Origin of the sequence: Streptomyces sp. NPDC001513, assembly GCF_042894695.1 — a bacterium.
Classification (GTDB): Bacteria; Actinomycetota; Actinomycetes; order Streptomycetales; family Streptomycetaceae; genus Streptomyces.
Genome location: NZ_JBIAVU010000006.1, coordinates 184,226 through 210,665, shown reverse-complemented (window position 1 = coordinate 210,665; position 26,440 = coordinate 184,226). Strand labels below are relative to the sequence as shown.

Genomic DNA, 26,440 nt, shown 5'->3' with positions numbered 1-26,440 from the left:
ACCCCCATGCGTACGAAGGCCCTCGCGCCCGCGCTCGTCCTGCTGCTCGCCCCGCTCGCCACGGCCTGCGGGGGCGACGCCTCCGGGGCGTCCGGCTCCAGGACGGTCACCGTGACCGTCGGCTACCAGTCCAAGACCATCAACACCGTCACCGCCGGCACCCTGCTGCGCGCCCTCGGCTACTTCGAGCAGGAACTCGCCGCGCGCGGCAAGCAGGACGGCGTCACGTACAAGGTGGAGTGGCAGGACTACGCCACCGGCGCCCCGATCACCGCGCAGATGACCGCCGGGAAGATCGACATCGGCTCGATGGGCGATTTCCCGCTCCTCATCAACGCGGCGCGCGGCAAGGAACTCAAGCAGCCCACCCACCTCGTCTCCGTGACCGGCTACAACCTGCGCGGCGGCCTCAACACCGTGGTCACCGCGCCGGATTCGAAGCTGGGATCCCTCGCCGACCTGCGCGGCAAGAAGGTGTCGACCAGTGTGGGCTCCGCCGCCGACGGGACGCTCGTACGGGCCCTGCAGCGCGCCGGGATCGACCCGGAGAGCGGCATCCAGAAGCTCAACCAGCAGCCCAGCGTGGGAGCTTCGGCCCTCCAGGCGGGCAGCGCCGACGCGCTCTCGCAGTTCGTGGCGTGGCCGGGGCAGCTGGCGTACGAGGGCCGGGCGAAGGCCCTGTACGACGGCGCCGAGCTGAACCTGCCGACCTTCCACGGGGTCACCGTGCGCGAGAAGTTCGCGAAGGAGCGGCCGGGCGTACTGGACGACTTCCTGAAGGCGCAGCGCAAGGCCACCGACCACCTGCGCGCGGAGCCGGTGGCGGCCGCCGAGTCGGTGGCGAAGGAGACGGGCCTGCCGGCTGAGGTGGTGTACCTCTACAACGGCGCGAACGGCATCGCCACCTTCGACCCGGCCCTGCGCCCCGAGCTGATCGACGCGCTGAAGCAGGACGTGCCGGTCCTCCAGGCGGGCAAGCTCGTCGGTGACGTGGACGTGGACGCCTTCGTGGACCCCGAGCCCCTGAAGCGGGCGGCGGCCGGCGCACCGGAGTACCCGAAGGCGACGGCCCCCCGGTCCGAGCTGTGGCTGAAGGGCCAGACCCGCACGCAGTCCTTCGACTCCCCGCGCGAGCTGCTGAAGGCCGCGCGCGGCGCGGACGTCCGGGCGGCGTACGTGCCGGACGCGGTGACCGGCACGCTGTGGTTCGCGGACAAGGCGGTGTGGGTGGCCGAGGGGCCGGAGCTGCGCGCCTTCGTCACGCCGGCGGGCGCCACGGCGTACGTCGACCAGCACCGGGAGTCCGGGGCGCGGATCCTGAGCTTCGCCGAGGCCGGGGCCCTGGCGTCATGACGGGCGGCCGCTGGCTGCTGCGGGCGGCCTCGCTCGGGGCGGCGCTCCTGCTGTGGCAGGGGCTGACCTCGCTCGACGTGAACCTGTGGCTGCGCTTCGAGCAGTTCCCGACGGTGGGCGAGATCGCGTCGACGTTCGCGGAGCGGGCCCGGACCGCGGACTACTGGCAGGACCTGGCCTCCAGCCTGCGCCGGATCGTGACGGGCTTCGTGCTCGCCGCCGTCCTGGGCGTGGTGGTGGGCACGGCCGTCGCCCGGTCGCGGACCGCGGCCGACGTCCTGGGGCCGCTGCTGGAGGTGCTGCGTCCGATCCCGGCCATCGCGCTGGTCCCGGTGGCGATCCTGATGTTCCCCTCCAACGAGCAGGGGATCGTCTTCATCACCTGCGCGGCCGCCTTCTTCCCGGTGCTGGTCTCGACGCGGCACGCGGTGCGGGCACTGGCCCCGGTGTGGGAGGAGGCCGTCCTGACGATGGGCGGCGGGCGGGCGCGAGTGCTGTTCTCCGTGGTCCTGCCGGGCGCCCTGCCGGGCATCTTCGGGGGCCTGTCGGTCGGCATCGGCGTGTCGTGGATCTGCGTGATCTCGGCCGAGATGATCTCCGGCGAGTACGGGGTCGGCTACCGCACCTGGCAGGACTACACGGTGGTCGACTACCCGGGCGTCTTCGTCGGCATGGTCACCATCGGCGCGCTGGGCTGGCTGACGTCCACGGCCGTGGAACGCGCGGGCCGCCGCCTCACGCGGTGGCTGCCCGCGCGCGACGCCGTGGCCGCCGTGGCTCCCCTCCCGCGGCCCCGACCGCCGCAGCTCCGCGCCGGGGCGGGCCCCGATGCCCCACGTCCCGCCTCCGAAGCCGGGGCGGAGCACGCGAAGCCCCGTACACGAGAGGTGACCTCGCCATGAGCCTGACCGATGTCTCGACCACCCCGGTCGACGCACCACCCCAAGGGGCCCGGCTCGCGCTGAGCGACGTGCGGCTCGGCCACCGCGGGCACGTGGTGCTCGACGGGGTCGACCTGACGGTCGAGGCCGGCGAGGTACTGGCCGTCGTGGGCCCGTCCGGATGCGGGAAGTCCACGCTGCTGCGCACCCTCGCGGGGCTGCTGCCGCCGCTCGACGGCGTGGTGGAACAAGACGGCGCCCCGGTCCGCGGCCCGGACGCCGACCGCGCCCTGGTCTTCCAGGACGACGCCCTGCTCCCTTGGCGCACGGTCCGGGCGAACATCGAACTCCCGCTCGCCATCGGGCGCTCGCGGGGGCCGTCCGAGGAGAAGGGCGCGGGACGGCCGTCCCGCGGCTCCGGCCCGGACGGGCAGGACGGGGTGCCCGGCCGGCATGGCCGCTCCCCCGTGTTCGAGCTGTCCCGTGCCGCCCGGCGGGCCCGGCGGCGGGCCGCCGAGGAGTGGCTGGAGCGCGTCGGTCTCGGCGGCCACGCCGACCGGCTCCCGCACCAGCTCTCCGGCGGGCAGCGCCAGCGCGTGCAACTGGCCCGCGCCCTCGCCGCGCGCCCGCGCGCCGTCCTGATGGACGAGCCCTTCGGGGCGCTCGACGCCCAGACCCGGGCCGAGATGCAGGACCTCCTCGTGGACGTCCTCGCCGGCACCGGCGCGAGCGTCGTGTTCGTCACCCACGACGTGGACGAGGCCCTGTTCCTCGGGGACCGCGTCGCCCTGCTCGGCACCGGTGAGGTGGTCTCCGTACCGCACCCCCGGGACCGCGGGCGCGCGCCGGCCCACGCCGCGCTGCGGCAGCAGATCATCGACTCTCTCTGAAAGGCAGCACCGTGGACATCCCCGCGATCGGCGACGCCGAGGAACTCTCCTGCGACGTCCTCGTCATCGGCGGCGGCACCGCCGGCACGATGGCGGCGCTGACCGCCGCCGAGCACGGGGCCCGCGTCCTGCTGCTGGAGAAGGCCCACGTACGCCACTCCGGCGCCCTCGCCATGGGCATGGACGGCGTCAACAACGCCGTCGTCCCCGGCCGCGCCGAGCCCGACGACTACGTCGCCGAGATCACCCGCGCCAACGACGGCATCGTCGACCAGTCCACGGTCCGCCAGACCGCCACCCGCGGTTTCGCGATGGTGCAGCGCCTGGAGTCGTACGGGGTGAAGTTCGAGAAGGACGAGCACGGCGAGTACGCGGTGCGCCAGGTCCACCGCTCGGGCTCGTACGTGCTGCCCATGCCCGAGGGCAAGGACGTCAAGAAGGTCCTCTACCGGCAGCTGCGGCGCCGCGAGATGCGGGAGCGGATCCGGATCGAGAACCGGGTGATGCCGGTGCGCGTCCTCACCTCCCCCGAGGACGGCCGGGCGATCGGCGCGGTCGGCTTCAACACCCGTACCGGCGCCTTCGTGACCGTGCGCGCGGGGGCGGTGATCCTGGCGACCGGCCCCTGCGGGCGCCTCGGACTGCCGGCCTCCGGCTACCTGTACGGCACCTACGAGAACCCGACCAACGCGGGCGACGGCTACGCCATGGCCTACCACGCGGGCGCCGCCCTGACCGGGATCGAGTGCTTCCAGATCAACCCGCTGATCAAGGACTACAACGGGCCTGCGTGCGCGTACGTCGCGAATCCCTTCGGCGGCTACCAGGTCAACCGGCACGGCGAGCGCTTCGTGGACTCCGACTACTGGTCGGGGCAGATGATGGCGGAGTTCGCGGCCGAACTCGCCTCGGACCGGGGGCCGGTGTACCTGAAGCTCAGCCACCTCCCGGAGGAGTCGGTGGCCTCGCTGGAATCGATCCTGCACACCACCGAGCGGCCGACGCGCGGCACCTTCCACGCGGGCCGCGGCCACGACTACCGCACGCACGACATCGAGATGCACATCTCGGAGATCGGGCTGTGCGGGGGCCACTCGGCCTCGGGCGTCCGCGTCGACGACCACGCCCGCACCACGGTCCCGCGGCTGTACGCGGCCGGGGACCTGGCGTCCGTACCGCACAACTACATGATCGGGGCGTTCGTCTTCGGCGATCTGGCGGGCGCGGACGCGGCCCGGTACGCGGCGTACGACGGCGAGTTGCCGGCCGGGCAGGTGGCGGCGGCCCACGAACTGATCTACCGGCCGCTGCGCCACCCGGAGGGCCCGCCGCAGCCCCAGGTGGAGTACAAGCTGCGGCGGTTCGTGAACGACTACGTGGCCCCGCCGAAGACGGGCGCGAAGCTCTCCCTCGCCGTGGCGGCCTTCGACCGGATGACCGGCGAGATCGCGGAGATGGGCGCGACCACCGCGCACGAGCTGATGCGGTGCGCGGAGGTGTCCTTCATCCGCGACTGCGCGGAGATGGCGGCCCGCTCCTCGCTGGCCCGTACGGAGTCCCGCTGGGGCCTCTACCACGAGCGGCTCGACCACCCCGAGCGCGACGACAGCGGCTGGCTGCACCACCTGGACCTGCGCAAGTCGGCCTCGGGGGCGATGGAGTTCACGGCCCGGCCGGTGGAGCCGTACCTGGTGCCGGTGGACGGGTTCACCCCGGCCGGCGGGCCCTCGCGGCACCTGGGCGAGGTCGCGCTGGTCCCGGTGGCCACGGCGGGCCGGGCGGAAGCACCGGCGGCGCTCGGGTCCGGGGCCGCGGGCGCCGCCGGTGCCTCCGCCCGCCCCGCCGGACCGGAGGGCCTGCCCGCCGGGCGAACGGGGGGCGCCTCGCCCCGGATCCTGGAACTGCTCGCCCTGGCCGAGGAGTCACCCGGCCTGGACCTCCTGCGCCCCTATCTCGACGACCCAGATCCGGCGGTCCGGGCCGCGGCCGTCGCCGCGCTCGGCGAGACCGTCCCCGCGGGCGCCGGCCCGGCCTTGGCCGCGCGGCTCGCGGACGCGGCTCCCGCCGTACGGGCGGCCGCCGCGGCCGCGCTGCGCGAGCTGGTGGAGGTGCTGCCGGGCGGGCCGGAGCTGGCGGCCGGGCTGCGCACCGCGCTGGCCGTGCCCGACGCGGCGGTGCGCTCGGCCGCGCTCGAAGCCCTGCGGGCTCTGCGGCTGGGCGACGCCGCGCTGTACGCCGCCTCGCTGGCCGATGCCGACCCGGAGGTCCGCATCCACGCGGTGCGGGCGCTGGTCTCGGTGGACGCGGTCGCGGCGCTGGCCACGGCCGCGGCGGATCCGGCCCGCGAGGTCCGGGTGGCGGTGGCCAAGGGCCTGGCCTCGGTGCACGACCCGGCCCCGGCCCCGCTGGACCCGCTGCTGGGCGATCCGGATCCGCTGGTGCGGGGCGCCGCCCTGGCGGCCCTGGCCTCGACCGGCTGCCCCGCGGGGTACGCCGGGAGGGCGGTGGCGGCCCTGGCGGATGCCGCCTGGCAGGTCCGGGCGGGGGCGGCCGCCGCGCTGTCGGCCGCCGTGTCCGGGGCGGCCGTACCGGCCCTGGCGGGGGCACTGGCCGACGCCAACGCCGACGTGCGCAAGGCCGCGGTCCTCGCCCTGCTGGCCCACCGGGACACCGAGGCGGCCCGGGCGGCGCTCGCCACGGCGGTCACGGACCCGGACGCGGACGTCCGCGCGTACGCCGGCCGGGCCTGAGGGGCGCGGGGGCCCCGTTCGGAGGCGCGCCACGTGCGGCGGCCCGGACCGGCCGGGATGGTGGACGGACGAAGGGAAGCGGAACCCGTACCCCGTACCCCCACCGCCAGGAGCCGCCGCCATGTCCGTACGCCGTCTGAAGACCTTCCTCACCTGTGCGGCCGCCCTGTCGCTCGGCCTGGCCGCCGTGGCTCCGGCCCAGGCGGTCGAGGGGCCCGCCCCCGACCCGCGCAACGCGAAGGCCATGAAGGACATGGCGACGGCCATCGCGGTGACGGCCAAGTACGCGGACGAACAGCAGGCCCTCAAGGACGGGTACGTCCCGAAGGGCGAGGAGTGCATGACGAACCCGTTCGGGGTGGGCGCCATGAACTACCACTACGTCAAGCAGGCCAACTGGGGTTCAAAGGACCCCGCGAGGCCGACCGCGCTCCTCTACAGCCGGGAGAAGGACCGCAACGGCCGCCGCAGGCTCGAAACCGTGGAGTGGATGTCCACCGACCGGGACCAGGACCTGAAGACCGCCGACGACCGGCCGAGCATGTTCGGGCTGCCCTTCGACGGGCCGATGCCGGGCCACTGGACGGGCATGCCCAAGCACTACGACCTGCACATGTGGGCCTACAAGGAAAACCCGGCCGGCCGCTTCCACAACTGGAACCCGGCCCTGACCTGCCCGAAGAAGGCCCCCACCCCGGGCAAGCCCGCTGCCCACGCGCACGGCCACTAGCCCGCTGCCGCATGCACAGTCAAGTGCCATGCGCATATGACTCACCCATAAGGACGGCTTTTCGCGAGAACTCCGGCGATACGCTGAACGCACTCGCGAGACTCTGCCCCATGGGAGCACTGATGAGCGTCGAACCCGCAGCGCCGCAGCCTGAGCCGGAGCCGGGACCCCGCTGGCCCATCCCGCCCGTCGGCGGCTGGACAGCGGACGACCTGGACACGCTTCCGAATCTGCCTCCGCACACGGAGCTGATCGACGGGAGCCTGATCTTCGTGAGTCCGCAGAGCATCTTCCACGAGCGAGCGATCGACTTGTTCAAGTGGCAGTTGCGGTCGGCGGCCCCCGCCGACTTCGAGATCTTTCGCGAGTTCACGATCGACATCGACAAACGGAATCGGCCCGAGCCGGACGTGGTGGTCGTACGCACCGACGTCGTAGACGATCTGGAACAGACCCGGTTCCCTGCCGAGGCAGTGGTGCTGGCCATCGAGGTGGTCTCCCCCGACTCTGTCGGACGTGACCGCGAAACCAAGCCGTTGAAGTACGCCAGGGCCGGGATCGTCCACTTCTGGCGGGTCGAGAACAAGGACGGACGTGCTGTGGTCTACGTCTACGAATTGGATCCCGCCACGGGCGCCTACGTCGCGGCGGGGATCTTCCACGACCGCCTCAAGGTCTCTGTACCGTTCACGATCGATGTCGACCTCACGGCGATCACACCCCGGCACCGTCCGAAAAAGTAGCCCCGTGCAACGGCGAAGGGCCCGGCTCCCCCAAAGGGGGCCGGGCCCTGGCGTGTGCGGTGGACCGGTCAGCGGACGAAGGTGCTCGCCTGTCCCGCCAGGTCCAGGAAGTACTGCGGGGCCACGCCCAGGACCACGGTGACCGCGACGCCCACCGCGATGGTGGTCATCGTCAGCGGCGAGGGGACCGCCACCGTCGGGCCGTCGGCCTTCGGCTCGCTGAAGAACATCAGGACGATCACCCGGATGTAGAAGAACGCGGCGATCGCGGACGAGAGGACACCGACCACGACCAGCGCCCCCGCGCCGCCCTCCGCCGCCGCCCGGAACACGGCGAACTTGCCCGTGAAGCCCGACGTCAGCGGGATGCCGGCGAAGGCCAGCAGGAACACCGCGAAGACGGCCGCCGTCAGCGGCGAACGCCGGCCCAGCCCCGCCCACTTGGACAGGTGCGTCGCCTCGCCGCCCGCGTCGCGCACCAGCGTGACCACCGCGAAGGCGCCGATCGTCACGAAGGAGTACGCCCCCAGGTAGAAGAGGACGGACTGGACGCCCTGCGCCGAGGTCGCGATCACACCGGCCAGGATGAAGCCCGCGTGCGCGATCGAGGAGTAGGCGAGGAGCCGCTTGACGTCGGTCTGGGTCACGGCGATCACCGCGCCCGCCAGCATCGTGACGATGGCGATCGCCCACATCACCGGCCGCCAGTCCCACCGCAGGCCCGGGAGGACCACGTACAGCAACCGCAGCAGGGCGCCGAAGGCGGCGACCTTCGTGGCGGCGGCCATGAAGCCGGTGACCGGTGTCGGGGCGCCCTGGTAGACGTCCGGGGTCCACATGTGGAACGGGACCGCGCCGACCTTGAAGAGCAGGCCCATCAGGATCAGCGCGCCGCCGATCAGCAGCAGCGCGTCATTGCCCATGGTGGAGGCCAGCGCCGGGTCGATCTTCGTGACCGTGCCGTCGACCACGTCGGCGATCACCGCGTACGAGACCGAGCCCGCGTACCCGTAGAGCAGCGCGATGCCGAAGAGGAGGAAGGCGGAGGAGAAGGCGCCCAGCAGGAAGTACTTCACCGCGGCCTCCTGCGACATCAGCCGCTGGCGGCGGGCGACGGCGCAGAGCAGGTACAGCGGGAGGGAGAAGACCTCCAGCGCGATGAACAGCGTCAGCAGGTCGTTGGCCGCGGGGAAGATCAGCATCCCGGCGATCGCGAACAGCGCCAGCGGGAAGACCTCGGTGGTGGTGAAGCCCGCCTTGACGGCGGCCTTCTCGCTGTCGCTGCCCGGTACGGACGCCGCCTGGGCGGCGAAGGAGTCCACCCGGTTGCCGTGCGCGGCCGGGTCGAGGCGCCGCTCGGCGAAGGTGAAGATCGCGACGACCGAGGCCAGCAGGATGGTGCCCTGCAGGAACAGCGCCGGACCGTCGACGGCGATGGCGCCCATCGCGGCGATGTGGGCCTTGGTCGAGCCGTACCCGCCGGCCGCGAGGCCGACGACCGCCGCGAAGGCCGAGGCCAGCGCCGCGACGGCGAGGAACACCTGCACGTAGTAACGGGACTTGCGGGGCACGAAGGCCTCCACGAGGATCCCGAGGACCGCCGCGCCCACCACGATCAGCGTGGGCGCGAGCTGTGCGTACTCGATGGTCGGTGCCGGGATCCGGTCGACCGGCGCCTCGGCCGCCACCGTCCACAGGCTGTGGGCGGAAGTCAGTGTGCTCACTTCGCCGCCTCCCCATTCTTGGCGTGCTTCGCTTCGACGTCGACCTCGGGCTGCGGGTCCGTCTGCTTCACGTCCGACATGGTGTGCTCCACCGCCGGGTTGACGATGTCGGTGAGCACCTTCGGGTAGACGCCCAGCCCGATCAGCAGGGCGATCAGCGGGGCGACCACCAGTACCTCCCGCAGGCGCAGGTCCGGCATCGTGCGGACCTCCTCCTTCACGGGGCCGGTCATCGTGCGCTGGTAGAGCACCAGCGTGTAGAGCGCGGCGAGCACGATGCCGATGGTGGCGATGATGCCGACGACCGGGTACCGGGCGAACGTGCCGACCAGGACCAGGAACTCGCTGACGAAGGGCGCGAGGCCCGGCAGCGAGAGGGTGGCGAGGCCGCCGATGAGGAAGGTGCCGGCGAGGACCGGGGCCACCTTCTGGACGCCGCCGTAGTCGGCGATGAGCCGAGAGCCGCGCCGCGAGATCAGGAAGCCGGCCACCAGCATGAGCGCCGCCGTCGACAGGCCGTGGTTGACCATGTAGAGGGTGGCACCGGACTGGCCCTGGGAGGTCATCGCGAAGATGCCCAGGATGATGAAGCCGAAGTGCGAGATCGAGGCGTAGGCGACCAGGCGCTTGATGTCCCGCTGGCCGACCGCGACCAGCGCGCCGTAGACGATGCTGATCAGGGCCAGGACCAGGATCACCGGCGTGGCCCACTTGCTGGCGTCCGGGAAGAGCCCGAGGCAGAAGCGGAGCATCGCGAAGGTGCCGACCTTGTCGACGACCGCGGTGATCAGGACGGCCACCGGGGCGGTGGACTCGCCCATCGCGTTCGGCAGCCAGGTGTGCAGCGGCCACAGCGGGGCCTTCACCGCGAAGGCGAAGAAGAAGCCGAGGAAGAGCAGCCGCTCGGTGTTGGTCGCCATGTCGAGCGTGCCCGCCGCGCGGGCGGCGGTGATCTCCTGGAGCGAGAAGTTCCCGGCGACCACGTACAGCCCGATGACGGCGGCCAGCATGATCAGGCCGCCGACCAGGTTGTAGAGGAGGAACTTGACCGCCGCGTACGAGCGCTGCGCGGCCGCGTTCTCGTCGGAGCCCGAGTGGGCCCGGTCCCCGAAGCCGCCGATGAGGAAGTACATCGGGATGAGCATGGCTTCGAAGAAGATGTAGAAGAGGAAGACGTCGGTGGCCTCGAAGGAGATGATCACCATCGCCTCGACCAGCAGGATCAGGGCGAAGAAGCCCTGGGTCGGCCGCCACCGGGAGCTCTTGGTCTCCAGGGGGTCGGCGTCGTGCCAGCCGGCCGCGATCACGAAGGGGATCAGGAGCGCGGTGAGCCCGATGAGCACCACCCCGATCCCGTCGACGCCCAGTTCGTAGCGGACGCCGAAGTCGGCGATCCAGGGGCGGGATTCGGTGAGCTGGTAGCGGTCACCGCTCGGGTCGAAGCGGACCGCGACGAGCACGGCCAGGGCCAGTGTCGCCAGCGAGAAGAACAGCGCGAGCCACTTGGCGGCGGTCCTGCGGGCGGCCGGGACGGCCGCCGTCAGGATCGCGCCGACCGCGGGGACCGCGGCCGTCACCGTCAGAAGCGGGAAACTCATTTCACACCGCCCTCATCAGCAGGGTCGCGGCGATCAGGACCACCGTGCCCCCGAACATCGAGACCGCGTAGCTGCGGGCGTAGCCGTTCTGCAGCTTGCGGAGCCGGCCCGAGAGCCCGCCGACCGAGGCGGCCGTCCCGTTGACCACACCGTCGACCAGGCTGTGGTCGACGTAGACGAGCGAGCGGGTCAGGTGCTCCCCGCCGCGCACCAGCACGACGTGGTTGAAGTCGTCCTGGTACAGGTCCCGGCGGGCCGCCCGGGTGAGGAGCGAGCCGCGCGGCGCGACGACCGGGACGGGCCTGCGGCCGTACATCCCCCAGGCGATGGCGACGCCGAAGACCAGGACGACCATGGTGGCCGCGGTGACCGTCGTGGCGCTGACCGGCGGGTGGCCGTGCTCGTAACCGGTGACGGGCTCCAGCCAGTTCAGGAAGCGGTCGCCGATCTCGAAGAAGCCACCGGCGAAGACCGAGCCGAACGCCAGGATGACCATCGGGATGGTCATCGACTTCGGGGACTCGTGCGGGTGCGGCGGCTCGCCCGCCGCGTCGGGCTGCCAGCGCTTCTTGCCGAAGAAGGTGAGGAGCATGACCCGGGTCATGTAGAAGGCGGTGATGCCGGCGCCCAGCAGGGTCACGCCGCCGAGGATCCAGCCCTCGGTGCCGCCCTTCGCGAAGGCCGCCTCGATGATCATGTCCTTGGAGAAGAAGCCGGACAGTCCCGGGAAGCCGATGATGGCCAGGTACCCGAGTCCGAAGGTGGCGAAGGTGACCGGCATGTAGATCCGCAGGCCCCCGTACTTGCGCATGTCCACCTCGTCGTTCATCCCGTGCATCACGGAACCCGCGCCGAGGAAGAGGCCCGCCTTGAAGAAGCCGTGCGTCACCAGGTGCATGATCGCGAAGACGTAGCCGATCGGGCCGAGGCCGGCGGCGAGGATCATGTAGCCGATCTGCGACATCGTCGAGCCCGCCAGGGCCTTCTTGATGTCGTCCTTCGCGCAACCGACGATCGCACCGAAGAGCAGCGTGACCGCGCCCACGACGGTGACCACGAGCTGCGCGTCCGGTGCCCCGTTGAAGATGGCGCCCGAGCGGACGATCAGGTACACGCCCGCGGTCACCATGGTCGCGGCGTGGATCAGGGCCGAGACCGGGGTCGGGCCCTCCATCGCGTCACCGAGCCAGGACTGCAGCGGGACCTGCGCCGACTTGCCGCAGGCGGCCAGCAGCAGCATCAGGCCGATCGCCGTCAGCATGCCCTCGGAGGTCTCGCCCACCGCGCCGAACACCGGCTCGAAGGCGAACGTCCCGAAGGTGGTGAACATCAGCATGATCGCGATCGACAGGCCCATGTCGCCGACGCGGTTGACGAGGAAGGCCTTCTTCGCGGCGGTGGCCGCGCTGGGCTTGTGCTGCCAGAAGCCGATCAGGAGGTACGAGGCGAGGCCCACGCCCTCCCAGCCGAAGTACAGCAGCAGGTAGTTGTCGGCGAGGACCAGCAGCAGCATGGCCGCGACGAACAGGTTGAGGTAGCCGAAGAAGCGGCGGCGGCGCTCGTCGTGCTCCATGTACCCGATCGAGTACACGTGGATGAGCGTGCCCACCCCGGAGATCAGCAGGACGAAGGTCATCGACAGCTGGTCCAGCTGGAAGGCCATGTCCGCCTGGAAGCCCTCGACGGGGATCCAGGTGTACAGGTTCTGGGTCAGGGTCCGGTCGTCGCCGCTGCGCGACAGCATGTCGGCGAACAGGGCGGCGCCGATGCCGAAGGAGACGGCCGCGAGCAGGGTGCCGATCCAGTGACCGACCTTGTCGAGGCGCCGGCCGCCGCACAGCAGCACCACCGCTCCGAGCAGGGGCGCCGCGATCAGCAGCGCAATCAGGTTCTCCACAGCGACCCCTTACAGCTTCATCAGGCTGGCGTCGTCGACCGAGGCCGAGTGGCGGGTACGGAACAGCGACACGATGATCGCCAGGCCGACCACGACCTCCGCGGCGGCGACGACCATCGTGAAGAACGCGATGATCTGGCCGTCGAGGTTGCCGTGCATCCGCGAGAAGGCGACGAAGGCGAGGTTGCAGGCGTTGAGCATCAGCTCGACGCACATGAACAGCACGATCGCGTTCTTGCGGATCAGCACGCCGGTCGCGCCGATGGTGAACAGCAGGGCCGCCAGGTACAGGTAGTTGACCGGATTCACTTGGATGCCTCCTCGCGGCCGAGGCGCTCCGCCGACGCCTGCTCCAGCGCCTTCAGGTCGTTCAGCGCCTCGCTCGACACGTCACGGATCTGGCCGCGGGCCCGCAGCGTCTTGCTGACCGTCAGCTCGGACGGGGTGCCGTCGGGCAGCAGGCCGGCCACGTCCACCGCGTTGTGCCGGGCGTAGACGCCGGGCGCGGGCAGCGGCGGGAGCTGCACGCCCTCGCGGACGCGCTGCTCGGCCAGCTCGCGCTGGGTGGCGGCCCGTTCGGTGCGCTCGCGGTGGGTGAGCACCATCGCGCCGACAGCCGCGGTGATCAGCAGCGCGCCGGTGATCTCGAAGGCGAAGACGTACTTGGTGAAGATCAGCTGCGCCAGGCCCTCGACGTGTCCGGCGGAGTTGATCCGGCCGAGCCCGTTGAAGTGGGTGAGCCCGGCGTTGGCGATGCCGGCGATCAGCAGGATGCCGAAGCCGAGCCCGCACAGGGCGGCCAGCCAGCGCTGCCCCTTGATGGTCTCCTTCAGGGAGTCGGCGGCGGTGACGCCGACGAGCATGACCACGAAGAGGAAGAGCATCATGATCGCGCCGGTGTAGACGATGACCTGGACGACGCCCAGGAAGTACGCCCCGTTGGCGAGGTAGAAGACCGCCAGGATGATCATGGTCCCGGCCAGGCTGAGAGCGCTGTGCACGGCCTTCTTCATCAGGATCGTGGCCAGGGCGCCGATGACGGCGACCGTGCCGAGGATCCAGAACTGCACGGCCTCGCCCGTGGAGGTCACAGTGGCCGCTGCGAGGGCGCTCATGCCTGCACCCCCTTGGCCCCGGGTGCGTCCACCGACTCGCCCTCGGGCTTCTCGCCCTTGGTGACCGCGACCTGCCGGACCGTGCCCGGGGCGGCCCCCGTCACCTGCCCGCGGTAGTAGTCGGTGTCCTCCGTGCCGGGATACATCGCGTGCGGCGCCTCGACCATGCCCTCGGTGAGGCCGGCGAGCAGCTGCTCCTTGGTGTAGATGAGCGACTCGCGGCTGGCGTCGGCCAGTTCGAACTCGTTCGTCATGGTCAGGGCCCGGGTCGGGCACGCCTCGACGCACAGCCCGCACAGGATGCAGCGGGCGTAGTTGATCTGGTAGACGGCGCCGTACCGCTCGCCCGGGGAGTAGCGCTCCTCCTCGGTGTTGTCCGCGCCCTCCACGTAGATGGCGTCGGCGGGACAGGCCCAGGCGCACAGCTCGCACCCGATGCACTTCTCCAGACCGTCGGGGTGCCGGTTGAGCTGATGCCGTCCGTGGAAGCGCGGGGCGGTCGTCTTCTGCTGCTCCGGGTACTGCTCGGTGAGGCGCTTCTTGAACATGGCCTTGAAGGTCACGCCGAAGCCCGCCACCGGGTTCTGCCACTTGTCGTCGTCGGACATCTCTCAAGCCTCCTCTCGGTCACTTTCAGTATTCGTCCCGCCACTGACAATCAGCTCCCGCTCTCCGCGAGGCCTCCTGCGGGGTACGGGTGCCAGGTGCTGGCCGGGCTTGGGCGGTACGGGGAATCCGCCCGCCAGCGGGTCGAAGGGCACGGCGTCGTCGACGGCGTCGGCGGCCTGCGCCTTCTCGCGCTTGTCGCGGAAGATGTCCGCGACGAAGGAGAGCAGCAGGATCGCGACGACTCCGCCGCCGACGTAGAGGACGATCTCGCTGAAGTCGTACGCCTCGTTGCGCAGTGCCCGGACGGTCGCGACCAGCATCAGCCAGACCACGGAGACCGGGATGAGCACCTTCCAGCCGAGCTTCATCAGCTGGTCGTAGCGCACGCGCGGCAGCGTGCCGCGCAGCCAGATGAAGAAGAACAGCAGCAGCTGCACCTTGATGACGAACCAGAGCATCGGCCACCAGCCGTGGTTCGCGCCCTCCCAGAAGGTGCTGATCGGGTACGGGGCCCGCCAGCCGCCCAGGAAGAGGGTGACCGAGACCGCCGAGACGGTGACCATGTTGACGTACTCGGCCAGCATGAACAGCGCGAACTTGATCGACGAGTACTCGGTGTTGAAGCCGCCGACGAGGTCGCCCTCGGACTCCGGCATGTCGAAGGGGGCGCGGTTCGTCTCGCCGACCATCGTGATGACGTAGATGATGAAGGACACCGGCAGCAGGACGATGAACCAGCGGTCCTCCTGCGCCTCGACGATCGCCGAGGTCGACATCGATCCGGAGTAGAGGAAGACCGAGGCGAAGGCCGCGCCCATCGCGATCTCGTAGGAGATCATCTGCGCGCAGGAGCGCAGTCCGCCGAGGAGCGGGTACGTGGAGCCGGAGGACCAGCCCGCCAGCACGATGCCGTAGATGCCGACCGAGGCCACCGCGAGGATGTAGAGCATCGCGATGGGCAGGTCGGTCAGCTGCATGCTGGTGCGCTGGCCGAAGATGGAGATCTGGTCGTCCGCGGGCCCGAAGGGGATCACCGCGATGGCCATGAAGGCCGGGATCGCCGCGATGATCGGGGCCAGGACGTAGACCACCTTGTCGGCGCGCTTGACGATGAGGTCTTCCTTGAGCATGAGCTTCACGCCGTCGGCGAGCGACTGGAGCATGCCCCAGGGGCCGTGCCGGTTGGGGCCGATGCGCAGCTGCATCCAGGCGACGACCTTGCGCTCCCACACGATGGAGAAGAGCACGGTCACCATCAGGAAGGCGAAGCAGAACACCGCCTTGAGGACGACGAGCCACCAGACGTCCCGGCCGAACAGGGACAGGTCCTCGGCGGCCAGTTGTACGAAGTCACCGTGTACCGCGTTCACGCGTCCACCTCCGCAGTGGTGTCGCCGGCGCCGGCCGGGGTCGCCGGGCCGATGCGCACGAGGCTGCCCGGGCGGGCGCCGGCGTCGGCGAGGACGCCGGAGCCGGTGGAGTTCAGCGGGAGCCAGACCACGCGGTCGGGCATCTCGGTGATCCGGAGCGGGAGTTCCACGGAGCCGGCCGGGCCGGTGACCGCGAGGACGTCGCCGTCCTTGACGCCCGTCTCGGCGGCCGTGGCGGCCGACAGCCGGGCGCTCGCCTCGTGCCGGGTGCCGGCCAGGGCCTCGTCGCCCTCCTGGAGCCGGCCCAGGTCGAGGAGGAGCCGGTGGCCCGCGAGGACCGCCTCGCCGATGCCCGGGCGGGGCAGCGGCGCGGTGTCCGCGGCCTGTTCTGTGGCGCGCTCCCCGGCCCACGGGCCGAGCGCGTCGAGCTCCCGGCGTACGGCGTGTACGTCGGGCAGCGCGATCGGCCGGTCGGCGGCGTCGGCCAGCATGTGGAGGACGCGGGCGTCGGCCGGGGCGAGCCGGCGGGTCATCTGGTCGGGCTTGAGCGCCGCCTCGAACGGGCGGACCCTGCCCTCCCAGTTGATGAACGCGCCGGCCTTCTCGGCCACCGCGGCGACCGGGAGGACCACGTCCGCGTGGGCGGTGACCTCGCTGGGCCGCAGTTCCAGGGAGACCACGAAGGCCTCCTGGAGGGCGATCCGCGCGCGGACCGGATCCGGCAGGTCGGTCACCTCGACGCCCGCGACCAGCAGGGCCGAGAGCTCGCGGGAGGCCGCGGACTCGACGATCTGGCCGGTGTCGCGGCCGTAGCGGTGCGGGAGTTCGTCCAGGCCCCAGGCGGTGGCGACCTCGTCGCGGGCCCGCGGGTCGGTGGCCGGGCGGCCGCCCGGCAGCAGGGACGGCAGCGCGCCCGCCTCGACGGCGGCCCGCTCTCCGGCCCGGCGCGGGATCCACACCAGCTTCGCACCGGTCGCGGTGGCGGCCCGTACGGCGGCGGTCAGCGCGCCGGGCACCCCGGCGAGCCGCTCCCCGACCACGATGACGGCGCCGGGTTCGCGCAGCGCGTCGGCGGCGACGGACCCGCCGGCCTCCAGGCCGGTCCGGGCGGCGAGCGCGTCCAGCCACTCGGGCTCGGTGCCGGGGGCGGCGGCCAGCAGGGTGCCGCCGGCCTTCTCCAGGCCGCGGGTGGCGAACGGGGCGAGGGCGAAGGTCCGCTGCTTGTGCTTGCGGTGGGCCTTGCGCAGCCGCAGGAAGACGCCGGGGGCCTCCTCCTCCGTCTCGATGCCGACGAGCAGCACCGCGGGCGCCGCCTCCAGCGAGGCGTACGTGACGCCCTTGCTGTCGAGGTCCTTGCCGGTGCCGGCGACGGTGGCGGCCAGGAACTCGGCCTCCTCCGCACTGTGCACGCGGGCCCGGAAGTCGATGTCGTTGGTGTCGAGCACCACCCGGGCGAACTTGGCGTACGCGTAGGCGTCCTCGACGGTGAGCCGGCCGCCGGTGAGCACCCCGGCCCGGCCGCGCGCGGCGGCGAGCCCGTTGGCCGCGGCCTCCAGGGCCTCGGGCCAGCTCGCCGGCTCCAGCACCCCGGCGGCGCTGCGCACCAGCGGGGTGGTGAGGCGGTCCGGGCGCTGCGCGTAGCGGAACCCGAAGCGGCCCTTGTCGCAGATCCACTCCTCGTTGACCTCGGGGTCCTCGGCGGCGAGGCGGCGCAGCACCTTGCCGCGGCGGTGGTCGGTACGGGTCGCGCAGCCGCCCGCGCAGTGCTCGCACACGCTCGGGGAGGAGACGAGGTCGAACGGGCGGGAGCGGAACCGGTACGCGGCCGAGGTGAGGGCGCCGACCGGGCAGATCTGGATGGTGTTGCCGGAGAAGTACGACTCGAAGGGGTCGCCCTCGCCGGTGCCGACCTGCTGGAGCGCGCCGCGTTCCAGCAGCTCGATCATCGGGTCGCCGGCGATCTCGTTGGAGAAGCGGGTGCAGCGGGCGCACAGCACGCACCGCTCGCGGTCCAGCAGCACCTGCGTGGAGATCGGGACGGGCTTCTCGTAGGTGCGCTTCCTGCCCTCGAACCGCGATTCGGCGTTGCCGTGCGACATCGCCTGGTTCTGCAGCGGGCACTCGCCGCCCTTGTCGCACACCGGGCAGTCCAGCGGGTGGTTGATGAGCAGCAGCTCCATCACCCCGCGCTGGGCCTTGTCGGCGACCTCGGAGGTCAGCTGCGTCTTGACGACCATGCCGTCGGTGCAGGTGATGGTGCAGGAGGCCATCGGCTTGCGCTGGCCCTCGACCTCGACGATGCACTGGCGGCAGGCGCCGGCCGGGGAGAGGAGGGGGTGGTCGCAGAACCGGGGGATCTCGATGCCGAGCTGTTCGGCGGCCCGGATGACGAGGGTGCCCTTGGGCACGGACAGTTCGGCACCGTCGATGGTCAGCGACACCAGGTCCGCGGGCGGAACGGCCGCGTCTCCTCCGGAGGCGGCCGTAGTGGTGACGGTCATGCGTTCACCTCCGTGTCGGCCCAGAGGGTCGACTTCCTGGGGTCGAAGGGGCAGCCCTTGCCCGTGATGTGCTGCTCGTACTCCTCGCGGAAGTACTTGAGCGAGGAGAAGATCGGGCTGGCCGCGCCGTCGCCGAGCGCGCAGAAGGACTTGCCGTTGATGTTGTCGGCGATGTCGTTCAGCTTGTCGAGGTCGGACATGACGCCCTTGCCGGCCTCGATGTCGCGCAGCAGCTGGACCAGCCAGTACGTGCCCTCGCGGCACGGGGTGCACTTGCCGCAGGACTCGTGGGCGTAGAACTCCGTCCACCGGGTCACGGCCCGCACCACGCAGGTGGTCTCGTCGAAGCACTGGAGCGCCTTGGTGCCGAGCATCGAGCCGGCCGCGCCCACGCCCTCGTAGTCGAGCGGGACGTCGAGGTGCTCGTCGGTGAACATCGGGGTGGAGGAGCCGCCCGGGGTCCAGAACTTCAGCCGGTGGCCGGGGCGCATGCCGCCGCTCATGTCGAGCAGCTGGCGCAGGGTGATGCCGAGCGGGGCCTCGTACTGGCCGGGGCCGACGACGTGCCCGGACAGCGAATACAGCGTGAAGCCGGGGGACTTCTCGGTCCCCATCGACTTGAACCAGTCCTTGCCCTTGTTCAGGATCGCGGGAACCGACGCGATGGACTCGACGTTGTTCACCACAGTGGGGCAGGCGTAGAGCCCCTCGACGGCAGGGAAGGGGGGACGCAGCCGGGGCTGACCGCGCCGGCCTTCGAGGGAGTCGAGCAGCGCCGTCTCCTCGCCGCAGATGTACGCGCCCGCGCCCGCGTGCACCGTGATGTCGAGGTCGAGCCCGCTCCCCAGAATGTCCTTCCCGAGGTAACCGGCCTCGTACGCCTCGCGCACCGCCTCGTGCAGGCGCCGCAGGACCGGCACCACCTCGCCGCGCAGGTAGATGAAGGCGTGCTGCGAGCGGATCGCGTAGCACGCGATGATCATTCCCTCGATGAGGGAGTGCGGGTTGGCGAAGAGGAGGGGGATGTCCTTGCAGGTTCCCGGCTCCGACTCGTCCGCGTTCACGACGAGGTAGTGCGGCTTCCCGTCGCCCTGCGGGATGAACTGCCACTTCATCCCGGTGGGGAAGCCGGCGCCGCCGCGTCCGCGCAGGCCCGAGTCCTTGACGTACGCGATGAGGTCGTCCGGGGTCATCGCGAGCGCCTTGCGCAGGCCTTCGTAGCCCTCGTGGCGCCGGTAGGTCTCCAGCGTCCACGACTGCGGCTCGTCCCAGAACGCCGACAGCACGGGCGCGAGGAGCTTCTCCGGGCTGGTGCCTCCGCCGGCCTCCGGCCGGGAGGTGCTGCCCCCATTGCTCAGTTCGGAGGACACGGTCATCCCTCCCCTCCCTCGGTGGTGGTGTCGCCACGGGTCTCGCCGTGCGCCCCGGACCGCGGGTGCACGATCGAGGCGTGCGGGGACTCGCCGCGGGCGATGCGCAGTCCGATCAGGGAGGCGGGACCGGCGCCGCCGGTCGCCTCCACCGCGCCCTGGCGCTCGTCCGGGAACCCGGCCAGGATCCGGGCGGTCTCCTTGTACGTGCACAGCGGCGCGCCCCGGGTCGGCGAGACCTCGCGGCCGGCCAGCAGGTCGTCCACCAGGGCCTTGGCGGACGCGGGGGTCTGGTTGTCGAAGAACTCCCAGTTGACCATCACCACGGGGGCGAAGTCGCAGGCCGCGTTGCACTCGATGTGTTCGAGGGTGACCTTGCCGTCGGGGGTGGTCTCGTTGTTGCCGACCCCGAGGTGCTCCTTGAGTTCCTCGAAGATGGCGTCGCCGCCCATCACCGCGCACAGGGTGTTCGTGCACACGCCGACCTGGTAGTCGCCGGAGGGCTTGCGCCGGTACATCGTGTAGAAGGTCGCGACGGCCGTGACCTCGGCGGTGGTCAGGCCCAGCACCTCGGCGCAGAAGCGGACTCCGGTGCGCGAGACGTGGCCCTCCTGCGCCTGGCACAGGTGCAGCAGCGGCAGCAGGGCCGAGCGGCTGTCGGGGTAGCGGGCGATGACCTCCTTCGCGTCCGCTTCGAGGCGCGCGCGTACCTCCGCCGGAAAGTCGGGGGCCGGCAGCTGGGGCATGCCCAGCGAGACCCCTTGGTTCTGAGGACTGGCGGTCATCGGTCGACGCCTCCCATCACGGGGTCGATGGAGGCGACGGCGACGATGACGTCGGCGACCTGGCCGCCCTCGCACATCGCGGCCATGGCCTGCAGGTTGGTGAAGGACGGGTCGCGGAAGTGGACCCGGTAGGGGCGGGTGCCGCCGTCGGAGACGAGGTGCACGCCGAGCTCGCCCTTGGGCGATTCGACGGCCGCGTACGCCTGCCCGGCCGGTACCCGGAAGCCTTCGGTCACCAGCTTGAAGTGGTGGATGAGGGCCTCCATGGAGGTGCCCATGATGTTCCTGATGTGGTCGAGCGAGTTGCCGAGGCCGTCAGGGCCCATGGCCAGCTGCGCCGGCCAGGCGATCTTCTTGTCGGCGACCATCACCGGGCCCGGCTCCAGGCGCTCCAGGCACTGCTCGACGATCCGCAGCGACTGGCGCATCTCCTCCAGGCGGATCAGGAACCGCCCGTAGGAGTCGCAGCTCTCGGTGGTCGGCACGTCGAACTCGTAGTTCTCGTACCCGCAGTACGGCTCGGACTTGCGCAGGTCGTGCGGCAGGCCGGCGGAGCGCAGGATCGGGCCGGTGGCGCCGAGCGCCATGCAGCCGGTGAGGTCGAGGTAGCCGACGTCCTGCATGCGGGCCTTGAAGATGGGGTTGCCGGTGGCGAGCTTGTCGTATTCCGGCAGGTTCTTCTTCATCGTCTTGATGAACTCGCGCAGCTGGTCGACGGCGCCCGGGGGCAGGTCCTGCGCGAGGCCGCCGGGGCGGACGAACGCGTGGTTCATGCGCAGTCCGGTGATCAGCTCGAAGATGTCGAGGATCAGCTCGCGGTCGCGGAAGCCGTAGATCATGATCGTGGTCGCGCCCAGCTCCATGCCGCCGGTGGCGATGCACACCAGGTGGGAGGAGATCCGGTTGAGCTCCATCAGCAGGACGCGGATGACGGTGGCGCGGTCCGGGATCTGGTCGGTGATGCCGAGCAGCTTCTCGACGCCGAGGCAGTACGCCGTCTCGTTGAAGAACGGCGTCAGATAGTCCATGCGCGTCACGAAGGTGGTGCCCTGCGTCCAGTTCCGGTATTCGAGGTTCTTCTCGATGCCGGTGTGCAGGTAGCCGATGCCGCAGCGGGCCTCGGTGACCGTCTCGCCGTCGATCTCCAGGATCAGGCGGAGCACCCCGTGGGTGGACGGGTGCTGGGGGCCCATGTTGACGACGATCCGCTCGTCGTCGGCCCGGGCCGCGGACTGGACGATCTCGTCCCAGTCGCCGCCAGTGACGGTGTAGACGGTGCCCTCGGTCGTCTCGCGAGCGGAGGCGTGGTTTGACGTGGACATCAGCTGTACGACCTCCGCTGGTCGGGAGCCGGGATCTGGGCGCCCTTGTACTCGACGGGGATGCCGCCGAGCGGGTAGTCCTTGCGCTGCGGGAAGCCCTGCCAGTCGTCCGGCATCATGATCCGGGTGAGGGCCGGGTGCCCGTCGAAGATCAGGCCGAAGAAGTCGTACGTCTCGCGCTCGTGCCAGTCGTTGGTCGGGTAGACCGGGACGAGCGACGGGACGTGCGGGTCGCTGTCCGGGACGGACACCTCCAGCCGCACGATCCGGCCGTGGGTGAGCGAGCGCAGGTGGTAGACGGCGTGCAGCTCGCGGCCTTTGTCATCGGGGAAGTGCACGCCGGAGACGCCGGTGCAGAGCTCGAAGCGCAGGGCCGGGTCGTCGCGCAGGGTGCGCGCGACCCGTACGAGGTGCTCGCGGGCGATGTGGAAGGTGAGCTCGCCGCGGTCGACCACCGTCTTCTCGATGGCGTTCTCGGGGACCAGGTCCTGCTCCTCCAGGGCGCCTTCGAGTTCGTCGGCCACCTCGTCGAAGTAGGAGCCGTACGGGCGGCTGCTCGCGCCGGGCAGGGCGACGGTGCGCACCAGGCCGCCGTAGCCGCTGGTGTCGCCGCCGTTCCTGGCGCCGAACATGCCCTTGCGGACGCCGATGACCTCGGGTCCCTGGTCGCGCGGCGCAGGGACGTTGCTGCCGTCGCCGCCGTCGCCGCCGTTGTCGCCCGTGGTGCCGTTCTCCGGCTCTTGGGTCTCGCTCACCGGAGCAGCCCCTTCATCTCGATGGTGGGGAGGGCCTTGAGGGCCGCCTCCTCCGCCTCACGTGCCGCCTCTTCCCGGTTCACGCCGAGCTTTCCGCCCTGGATCTTCTGGTGGAGCTTGAGGATCGCGTCCATCAGCATCTCGGGGCGCGGCGGGCAGCCGGGCAGGTAGATGTCCACCGGGACGATGTGGTCGACGCCCTGGACGATCGCGTAGTTGTTGAACATGCCGCCCGAAGAGGCGCAGACCCCCATGGAGATGACCCATTTGGGAGCGGGCATCTGGTCGTACACCTGCCGCAGCACCGGCGCCATCTTCTGGCTGACCCGGCCGGCCACGATCATCAGGTCGGCCTGGCGCGGGGAGCCGCGGAAGACCTCCATGCCGAAGCGGGCCAGGTCGTACCGGCCCGCTCCGGTGGTCATCATCTCGATGGCGCAGCAGGCCAGGCCGAAGGTCGCCGGGAAGACGGACGACTTGCGCACCCAGCCCGCGGCCTGTTCGACGGTGGTCAGCAGGAAGCCGCTCGGCAGCTTCTCTTCAAGTCCCATGGGAAATTCAGCCCCTCAGTCCCATTCCAGGCCGCCGCGGCGCCACACGTAGGCGTAGGCGACGAAGACGGTGAGCACGAAGAGCAGCATCTCGACGAGCCCGAAGATCCCCAGGGAGTCGAAGGTGACGGCCCAGGGGTAGAGGAAGACAACCTCGATGTCGAAGACGATGAAGAGCATCGCCGTCAGGTAGTACTTGATGGGGAAGCGGCCGCCGCCGGCCGGCATCGGTGTCGGCTCGATGCCGCACTCGTACGCTTCGAGCTTCGCCCGGTTGTACCGTTTTGGGCCGATCAGCGTGGCCATGACCACGGAGAAGATCGCAAACCCTGCGCCGAGGGCGCCGAGCACGAGGATGGGTGCGTACGCATTCACGCTCCTCGCTCCTTCCAGTCGTCCTTGACCGTTGGACCGCCGCCGGCACCGCGTGCCCCGCCTCGCGAAGATCACGCTTCCATCGAGCGCTTGCATGTGAGGCAGTTCACAAGCCGGACTGGTGCGCATCTTATGCCCGCTCGTCTGTGATCTGCGACACGGGTTACAACACCGAGTTTGTGATCTCCACCACCTGACGAACGATCATGAAGTCCACGGAGTGGTGATCTTCATACAGGAAGCATCCACATGATCACCAAAGGTGACATCCAGCCCCGTTACCGCAGGTAGAGGGCGTGCGGCATTATCAAACATGGCCCGTGCAGGCAAATTTGCACCACACGCGTGGTGGCGGTAAAGGGATCGGCGTCGCCCGGTCGAGGGAGGGGGTGTGTACGGAGGTGGACGCGGGGCAGACGAGGGGGGCGAGGGGCGTCCGAGTGCGTGCATCCGTTCACGAACCTCTCGGCCTCTTCACAGGAAGGTCACGGACGGGGCACAGCGTCCGCATCGCGTGACGCTCCTGTGACCTGCGCCACTCTGAATCTGCGCTTCCGAAAGAGGGCTTGGCCATCTGTGCGGCGGGATGGTAGGTCGTGGATCATTTCGGACTTAATTCAGAAACCCCATGATCACAGGCTCGGGAAGGCCTGTCCGTTTCGCCCGTTACGGCGTCAATAAGAAGTCAGACGCGCCCGGTTAGCGCCGTTCGCGGGCAACTGTGGCGCAACCCACGTTTCTTGAACGGACCCCGGACGCCCTGATAGCGGTTGTCCTCATGTCCCACACCGCTCACATACCCAGCCACCGGAAGCCCCGTCGTAGCGCCTCGAAGCTCGCGGTCCGCGCCGGAGTTGCCGGTGGCGTCCTCAGCACCCTGGCCATGGCCGGCACCGCGAGCGCGTCCCCGTCCGAGCCCGTGGCCGAGACGACGCTCGAAATGCCGGTCCTCAACCTGGATCTGGCCGCCGAGGTCTCCTCCGCCGTCACCACGGCAGCCGAGAACACCCGTCTGGCCGCCGTCGAGGGCGAACTGACCGCCCAGGAGGAGAACGCCCGCACCGGCGCCGCCGCCGAGGCGAAGCAGGCCAAGGAAGAGGCGCAGAAGAAGGCCGACGAGGAGAAGAAGGAGAAGGAGGAGGCGGACCGCAAGGCCGCGGCCGAGCGCGCCACCCGCTCCTCCGCCCGCGCTTCCCTCAACTCCACCTCGGCCTCCGGCTCCGGTTCCGGCTCCGGCGCCTCCCAGGGCACCGGTACGGTCACCGCCCCGGCCACCGGCTCCGCCGCCGCGATCGTCAACTTCGCCCGCGCGCAGGTCGGCAAGGCGTACGTCATGGGCGGCACCGGCCCGTCCTCGTTCGACTGCTCCGGCCTCGTCCAGGCCGCCTACCGCCAGGCCGGCATCTCCCTGCCGCGCATGTCCCAGGCGCAGTCCTCGGCCGGCACCTCGGTGTCCCTGAACGCCCTTCAGCCGGGCGACATCCTGTACTGGGGCTCCAAGGGCAGCGCGTACCACGTCGCCATCTACGTCGGCGGCGGCAAGTTCGTCGGCGCGCAGAACCCCAGCACGGGCATCGTCGAGCGCAACCTGAGCTACGACAAGCCGACGGGCGCCGTCCGCGTCCTCTGATCCTCCGGATCGTCACCACGGCACGAAAGGGCCGGTACTCCCCCGCTCGGGGGTGGAGTACCGGCCCTTCGGCCCGCATCAGACGAGGCTCGCCGCCAGCTTGAAGCGGGCGTCGCGCTGCTTCTCGTAGAGCGCCAGCGTCTCGGCGTGCTCCTCGACGAGCCGCTCCTGGTAGGCCTTCTCGACCGCGGCCCAGATGCCGACGAGGTTCACCTCGCGCTTGCACGCGACATCGGCCTGGGCGGCCGTGACGGCCTTCGCGCCGCCCTTGTCGTCCTGCAGGCCGAGCTTCTCGATGACTTCGTACGGCGTGGCAACCCCGCCGTATCCCGATTTGTCCATGCATGCCGCCCAGTTCTTCAGCATGCCGACGACCCGGGAGTCCTGCCGGGACCGCTCGTGCGCCTCCGAGGCCAGCCCGAACGTGAAGAGCAGGTCCACGCTGTCCTTCGTCGGCGCGTACAGCTTCCGGTACCCCTCCCGCGCACATCCGCCGGCCGGCACCTTCTGGCCGCCCGCCGTCAGGCCGCTGTCGAGCTGCGCGGCCTCCTCCTCGGTGTTGGCGTCGGGGATCCCGCCGCCCTGGGCTCCCGGCTGTTCGCCGTTCATCACGACGTAGGCGCTGTCGCTCAGCTGCGGCGCCGGGGGCTTGCCCTGCGTCCCCTCCCCCGCGGACTTGTCGTACCCGTGGGCCGCCGCGTACACCGGATCGGCCAGACCGAAGAGGTACCGGTGCCGGTCCTCGGCCGCCCCGCCGCCGGACGGCGCGGCCGCCTTCACCCCCTCGTACGTGAACCCGTACCGGGCCATGCACCGGGAGACCAGCATCTGCTGGACCTGGCCCATGCGGATCCGCTCGGCCTCGGTGTCCGTGTACGCGTCCATCGGGAAGGAGAGCGCGGCCGTCGCCGGATTGGACTCGACGGGGCCGAGCTGCGGTTCGCCGCCCTCCGCACCGCCGGCGCCGGAGCATCCGGCGAGCACCGTGGCCAGCAGGACGGCCGGGGCGAGGAGTCGGAGGCGCCGGGCGGTGCGCATAGCGTGGAACTCCTTCGTCCGGATCAGGGGTGGAGGGTGAAGGTGGCCGAGCTGATCTTGTTCTTGAAGTTGGCCGAGGCGTTGCCCGAGTAGTTCGAAGGGATCTCGCCGACATTGCCGTCGATGTTCGCGTCGGTGGCGACCTTCCAGGCGTAGACATCGCGGTTCTTGTACGACTCGGTGTTGTCGTTCACGAGGGCCCCGGCGCCCGTGCACCCGGTCTTGAAGTAGTTGTCGTTGAAGTTCAGGTCCTCGCCGAACAGATCAAAGACACAACCGGTCTGATTCTGGTAGTAGAAAAGACCGAACTCGTCGACCTCCAGATTTCCGTTCTTGCCCAAGGCCGCGGCCTGTCCGGCCGCACCAAGGAGAATCGCGCACACCGATACGGCGGCGACGCCGCCCGTGGTCAGCGCGCGGAATGCCTTGCTCATGATCTGCTCCTCTGCGAGT

The 26,440-nt window shown here is 70.7% G+C and carries 23 protein-coding genes; 7 read left to right on the top strand and 16 right to left on the bottom strand.

The window, feature by feature from the left end:
• Window positions 1-6: 6 nt before the first annotated feature.
• The 6 genes from ACFYZ4_RS15575 to ACFYZ4_RS15550 all read left to right on the top strand — a co-directional run bounded on the left by ACFYZ4_RS15575 (window position 7) and on the right by ACFYZ4_RS15550 (window position 7,347).
• Window positions 7-1,353, top strand: a complete 1,347-nt coding sequence (locus ACFYZ4_RS15575) for an ABC transporter substrate-binding protein (protein WP_390784132.1) — start codon at window positions 7-9, stop codon at window positions 1,351-1,353.
• Complete coding sequence (locus ACFYZ4_RS15570) at window positions 1,350-2,255, top strand: ABC transporter permease (protein ID WP_390784131.1); 906 nt, start codon at window positions 1,350-1,352, stop codon at window positions 2,253-2,255. Before ACFYZ4_RS15575 ends, ACFYZ4_RS15570 begins: the two co-directional genes overlap by 4 nt.
• Complete coding sequence (locus ACFYZ4_RS15565; protein WP_390784130.1) at window positions 2,252-3,124, top strand: ABC transporter ATP-binding protein; 873 nt, start codon at window positions 2,252-2,254, stop codon at window positions 3,122-3,124. Before ACFYZ4_RS15570 ends, ACFYZ4_RS15565 begins: the two co-directional genes overlap by 4 nt.
• Before the next feature lie 11 nt (window positions 3,125-3,135).
• Window positions 3,136-5,874 carry a fumarate reductase/succinate dehydrogenase flavoprotein subunit gene (locus ACFYZ4_RS15560; RefSeq protein ID WP_390784129.1) on the top strand — a complete coding sequence of 913 codons (2,739 nt, stop codon included), beginning with the start codon at window positions 3,136-3,138 and terminating at the stop codon, window positions 5,872-5,874.
• 121 nt (window positions 5,875-5,995) lie between these two features.
• On the top strand, window positions 5,996-6,604 hold the full coding sequence (locus ACFYZ4_RS15555; RefSeq protein WP_390784128.1) for a hypothetical protein: 609 nt from the start codon (window positions 5,996-5,998) through the stop codon (window positions 6,602-6,604).
• A gap of 122 nt (window positions 6,605-6,726) precedes the next feature.
• Window positions 6,727-7,347 (top strand): Uma2 family endonuclease, encoded by a 621-nt coding sequence (locus tag ACFYZ4_RS15550; protein WP_351290663.1) that lies wholly within the window; start codon window positions 6,727-6,729, stop codon window positions 7,345-7,347.
• Window positions 7,348-7,415: 68 nt separating this feature from the next.
• Here ACFYZ4_RS15550 and nuoN read toward each other — a convergent pair whose 3' ends face one another.
• From nuoN to ACFYZ4_RS15480, 14 genes are all read right to left on the bottom strand, one after another.
• Entirely contained in the window at window positions 7,416-9,062 is a 1,647-nt protein-coding gene (nuoN, locus tag ACFYZ4_RS15545) for an NADH-quinone oxidoreductase subunit NuoN (RefSeq protein ID WP_384341589.1), read from the bottom strand.
• Window positions 9,063-9,067: 5 nt separating this feature from the next.
• The gene (locus tag ACFYZ4_RS15540) at window positions 9,068-10,669 is read right to left on the bottom strand and encodes an NADH-quinone oxidoreductase subunit M (RefSeq protein WP_351290667.1); all 1,602 of its coding nucleotides are present in this window, start codon (window positions 10,667-10,669) and stop codon (window positions 9,068-9,070) included.
• A 1-nt stretch (window position 10,670) separates the two neighbouring features.
• Window positions 10,671-12,566 (bottom strand): NADH-quinone oxidoreductase subunit L, encoded by a 1,896-nt coding sequence (gene nuoL, locus ACFYZ4_RS15535; RefSeq protein ID WP_390784127.1) that lies wholly within the window; start codon window positions 12,564-12,566, stop codon window positions 10,671-10,673.
• A gap of 9 nt (window positions 12,567-12,575) precedes the next feature.
• On the bottom strand, window positions 12,576-12,875 hold the full coding sequence (nuoK, locus tag ACFYZ4_RS15530) for an NADH-quinone oxidoreductase subunit NuoK (protein WP_030653455.1): 300 nt from the start codon (window positions 12,873-12,875) through the stop codon (window positions 12,576-12,578).
• Window positions 12,872-13,681 (bottom strand): NADH-quinone oxidoreductase subunit J, encoded by an 810-nt coding sequence (locus tag ACFYZ4_RS15525; RefSeq protein ID WP_390784126.1) that lies wholly within the window; start codon window positions 13,679-13,681, stop codon window positions 12,872-12,874. The genes nuoK and ACFYZ4_RS15525 overlap by 4 nt, the downstream gene beginning before the upstream one ends.
• Window positions 13,678-14,289 (bottom strand): NADH-quinone oxidoreductase subunit NuoI, encoded by a 612-nt coding sequence (gene nuoI, locus ACFYZ4_RS15520; RefSeq protein WP_390784125.1) that lies wholly within the window; start codon window positions 14,287-14,289, stop codon window positions 13,678-13,680. Before nuoI ends, ACFYZ4_RS15525 begins: the two co-directional genes overlap by 4 nt.
• A gap of 3 nt (window positions 14,290-14,292) precedes the next feature.
• A complete protein-coding gene (gene nuoH, locus ACFYZ4_RS15515) occupies window positions 14,293-15,660 on the bottom strand; it encodes an NADH-quinone oxidoreductase subunit NuoH (RefSeq protein WP_390784124.1) in 1,368 nt (455 codons plus the stop codon).
• Window positions 15,657-18,161: an NADH-quinone oxidoreductase subunit G gene (locus ACFYZ4_RS15510; protein ID WP_390784123.1), complete on the bottom strand. Its 2,505-nt coding sequence runs from the start codon at window positions 18,159-18,161 to the stop codon at window positions 15,657-15,659. Before ACFYZ4_RS15510 ends, nuoH begins: the two co-directional genes overlap by 4 nt.
• Window positions 18,158-19,537: an NADH-quinone oxidoreductase subunit NuoF gene (gene nuoF / locus ACFYZ4_RS15505; RefSeq protein ID WP_351290680.1), complete on the bottom strand. Its 1,380-nt coding sequence runs from the start codon at window positions 19,535-19,537 to the stop codon at window positions 18,158-18,160. Before nuoF ends, ACFYZ4_RS15510 begins: the two co-directional genes overlap by 4 nt.
• Window positions 19,534-20,316: an NADH-quinone oxidoreductase subunit NuoE gene (gene nuoE / locus ACFYZ4_RS15500; protein ID WP_351290682.1), complete on the bottom strand. Its 783-nt coding sequence runs from the start codon at window positions 20,314-20,316 to the stop codon at window positions 19,534-19,536. Before nuoE ends, nuoF begins: the two co-directional genes overlap by 4 nt.
• Entirely contained in the window at window positions 20,313-21,638 is a 1,326-nt protein-coding gene (locus ACFYZ4_RS15495; protein ID WP_351290684.1) for an NADH-quinone oxidoreductase subunit D, read from the bottom strand. The genes nuoE and ACFYZ4_RS15495 overlap by 4 nt, the downstream gene beginning before the upstream one ends.
• Entirely contained in the window at window positions 21,638-22,288 is a 651-nt protein-coding gene (locus ACFYZ4_RS15490) for an NADH-quinone oxidoreductase subunit C (RefSeq protein ID WP_390784227.1), read from the bottom strand. Before ACFYZ4_RS15490 ends, ACFYZ4_RS15495 begins: the two co-directional genes overlap by 1 nt.
• Before the next feature lie 101 nt (window positions 22,289-22,389).
• The gene (locus ACFYZ4_RS15485; RefSeq protein ID WP_030162005.1) at window positions 22,390-22,944 is read right to left on the bottom strand and encodes an NADH-quinone oxidoreductase subunit B family protein; all 555 of its coding nucleotides are present in this window, start codon (window positions 22,942-22,944) and stop codon (window positions 22,390-22,392) included.
• 15 nt (window positions 22,945-22,959) lie between these two features.
• Complete coding sequence (locus ACFYZ4_RS15480; protein WP_030010013.1) at window positions 22,960-23,319, bottom strand: NADH-quinone oxidoreductase subunit A; 360 nt, start codon at window positions 23,317-23,319, stop codon at window positions 22,960-22,962.
• Between the two features lie 778 nt (window positions 23,320-24,097).
• Between ACFYZ4_RS15480 and ACFYZ4_RS15475 the strand changes: the two genes are divergently transcribed.
• The gene (locus tag ACFYZ4_RS15475; protein WP_384341511.1) at window positions 24,098-24,949 is read left to right on the top strand and encodes a C40 family peptidase; all 852 of its coding nucleotides are present in this window, start codon (window positions 24,098-24,100) and stop codon (window positions 24,947-24,949) included.
• Between the two features lie 78 nt (window positions 24,950-25,027).
• Here ACFYZ4_RS15475 and ACFYZ4_RS15470 read toward each other — a convergent pair whose 3' ends face one another.
• Complete coding sequence (locus ACFYZ4_RS15470; protein ID WP_390784122.1) at window positions 25,028-25,987, bottom strand: hypothetical protein; 960 nt, start codon at window positions 25,985-25,987, stop codon at window positions 25,028-25,030.
• A gap of 23 nt (window positions 25,988-26,010) precedes the next feature.
• Window positions 26,011-26,421 (bottom strand): hypothetical protein, encoded by a 411-nt coding sequence (locus ACFYZ4_RS15465; RefSeq protein ID WP_390784121.1) that lies wholly within the window; start codon window positions 26,419-26,421, stop codon window positions 26,011-26,013.
• Window positions 26,422-26,440 lie beyond the last annotated feature (19 nt).

Bases quoted from the DNA above. Each gene is read 5' to 3' on its own strand.
- ACFYZ4_RS15575 (WP_390784132.1), top strand. From the start codon at position 7: ATGCGTACGAAGGCCCTCGCGCCCGCGCTCGTCCTGCTGCTCGCCCCG.
- ACFYZ4_RS15570 (WP_390784131.1), top strand. From the start codon at position 1,350: ATGACGGGCGGCCGCTGGCTGCTGCGGGCGGCCTCGCTCGGGGCGGCG.
- ACFYZ4_RS15565 (WP_390784130.1), top strand. From the start codon at position 2,252: ATGAGCCTGACCGATGTCTCGACCACCCCGGTCGACGCACCACCCCAA.
- ACFYZ4_RS15555 (WP_390784128.1), top strand. From the start codon at position 5,996: ATGTCCGTACGCCGTCTGAAGACCTTCCTCACCTGTGCGGCCGCCCTG.
- ACFYZ4_RS15550 (WP_351290663.1), top strand. From the start codon at position 6,727: ATGAGCGTCGAACCCGCAGCGCCGCAGCCTGAGCCGGAGCCGGGACCC.
- ACFYZ4_RS15540 (WP_351290667.1), bottom strand. From the start codon at position 10,669: ATGAGTTTCCCGCTTCTGACGGTGACGGCCGCGGTCCCCGCGGTCGGC.
- ACFYZ4_RS15525 (WP_390784126.1), bottom strand. From the start codon at position 13,681: ATGAGCGCCCTCGCAGCGGCCACTGTGACCTCCACGGGCGAGGCCGTG.
- nuoI (WP_390784125.1), bottom strand. From the start codon at position 14,289: ATGTCCGACGACGACAAGTGGCAGAACCCGGTGGCGGGCTTCGGCGTG.
- ACFYZ4_RS15510 (WP_390784123.1), bottom strand. From the start codon at position 18,161: ATGACCGTCACCACTACGGCCGCCTCCGGAGGAGACGCGGCCGTTCCG.
- nuoF (WP_351290680.1), bottom strand. From the start codon at position 19,537: ATGACCGTGTCCTCCGAACTGAGCAATGGGGGCAGCACCTCCCGGCCG.
- nuoE (WP_351290682.1), bottom strand. From the start codon at position 20,316: ATGACCGCCAGTCCTCAGAACCAAGGGGTCTCGCTGGGCATGCCCCAG.
- ACFYZ4_RS15495 (WP_351290684.1), bottom strand. From the start codon at position 21,638: ATGTCCACGTCAAACCACGCCTCCGCTCGCGAGACGACCGAGGGCACC.
- ACFYZ4_RS15485 (WP_030162005.1), bottom strand. From the start codon at position 22,944: ATGGGACTTGAAGAGAAGCTGCCGAGCGGCTTCCTGCTGACCACCGTC.
- ACFYZ4_RS15475 (WP_384341511.1), top strand. From the start codon at position 24,098: ATGTCCCACACCGCTCACATACCCAGCCACCGGAAGCCCCGTCGTAGC.
- ACFYZ4_RS15470 (WP_390784122.1), bottom strand. From the start codon at position 25,987: ATGCGCACCGCCCGGCGCCTCCGACTCCTCGCCCCGGCCGTCCTGCTG.
- ACFYZ4_RS15465 (WP_390784121.1), bottom strand. From the start codon at position 26,421: ATGAGCAAGGCATTCCGCGCGCTGACCACGGGCGGCGTCGCCGCCGTA.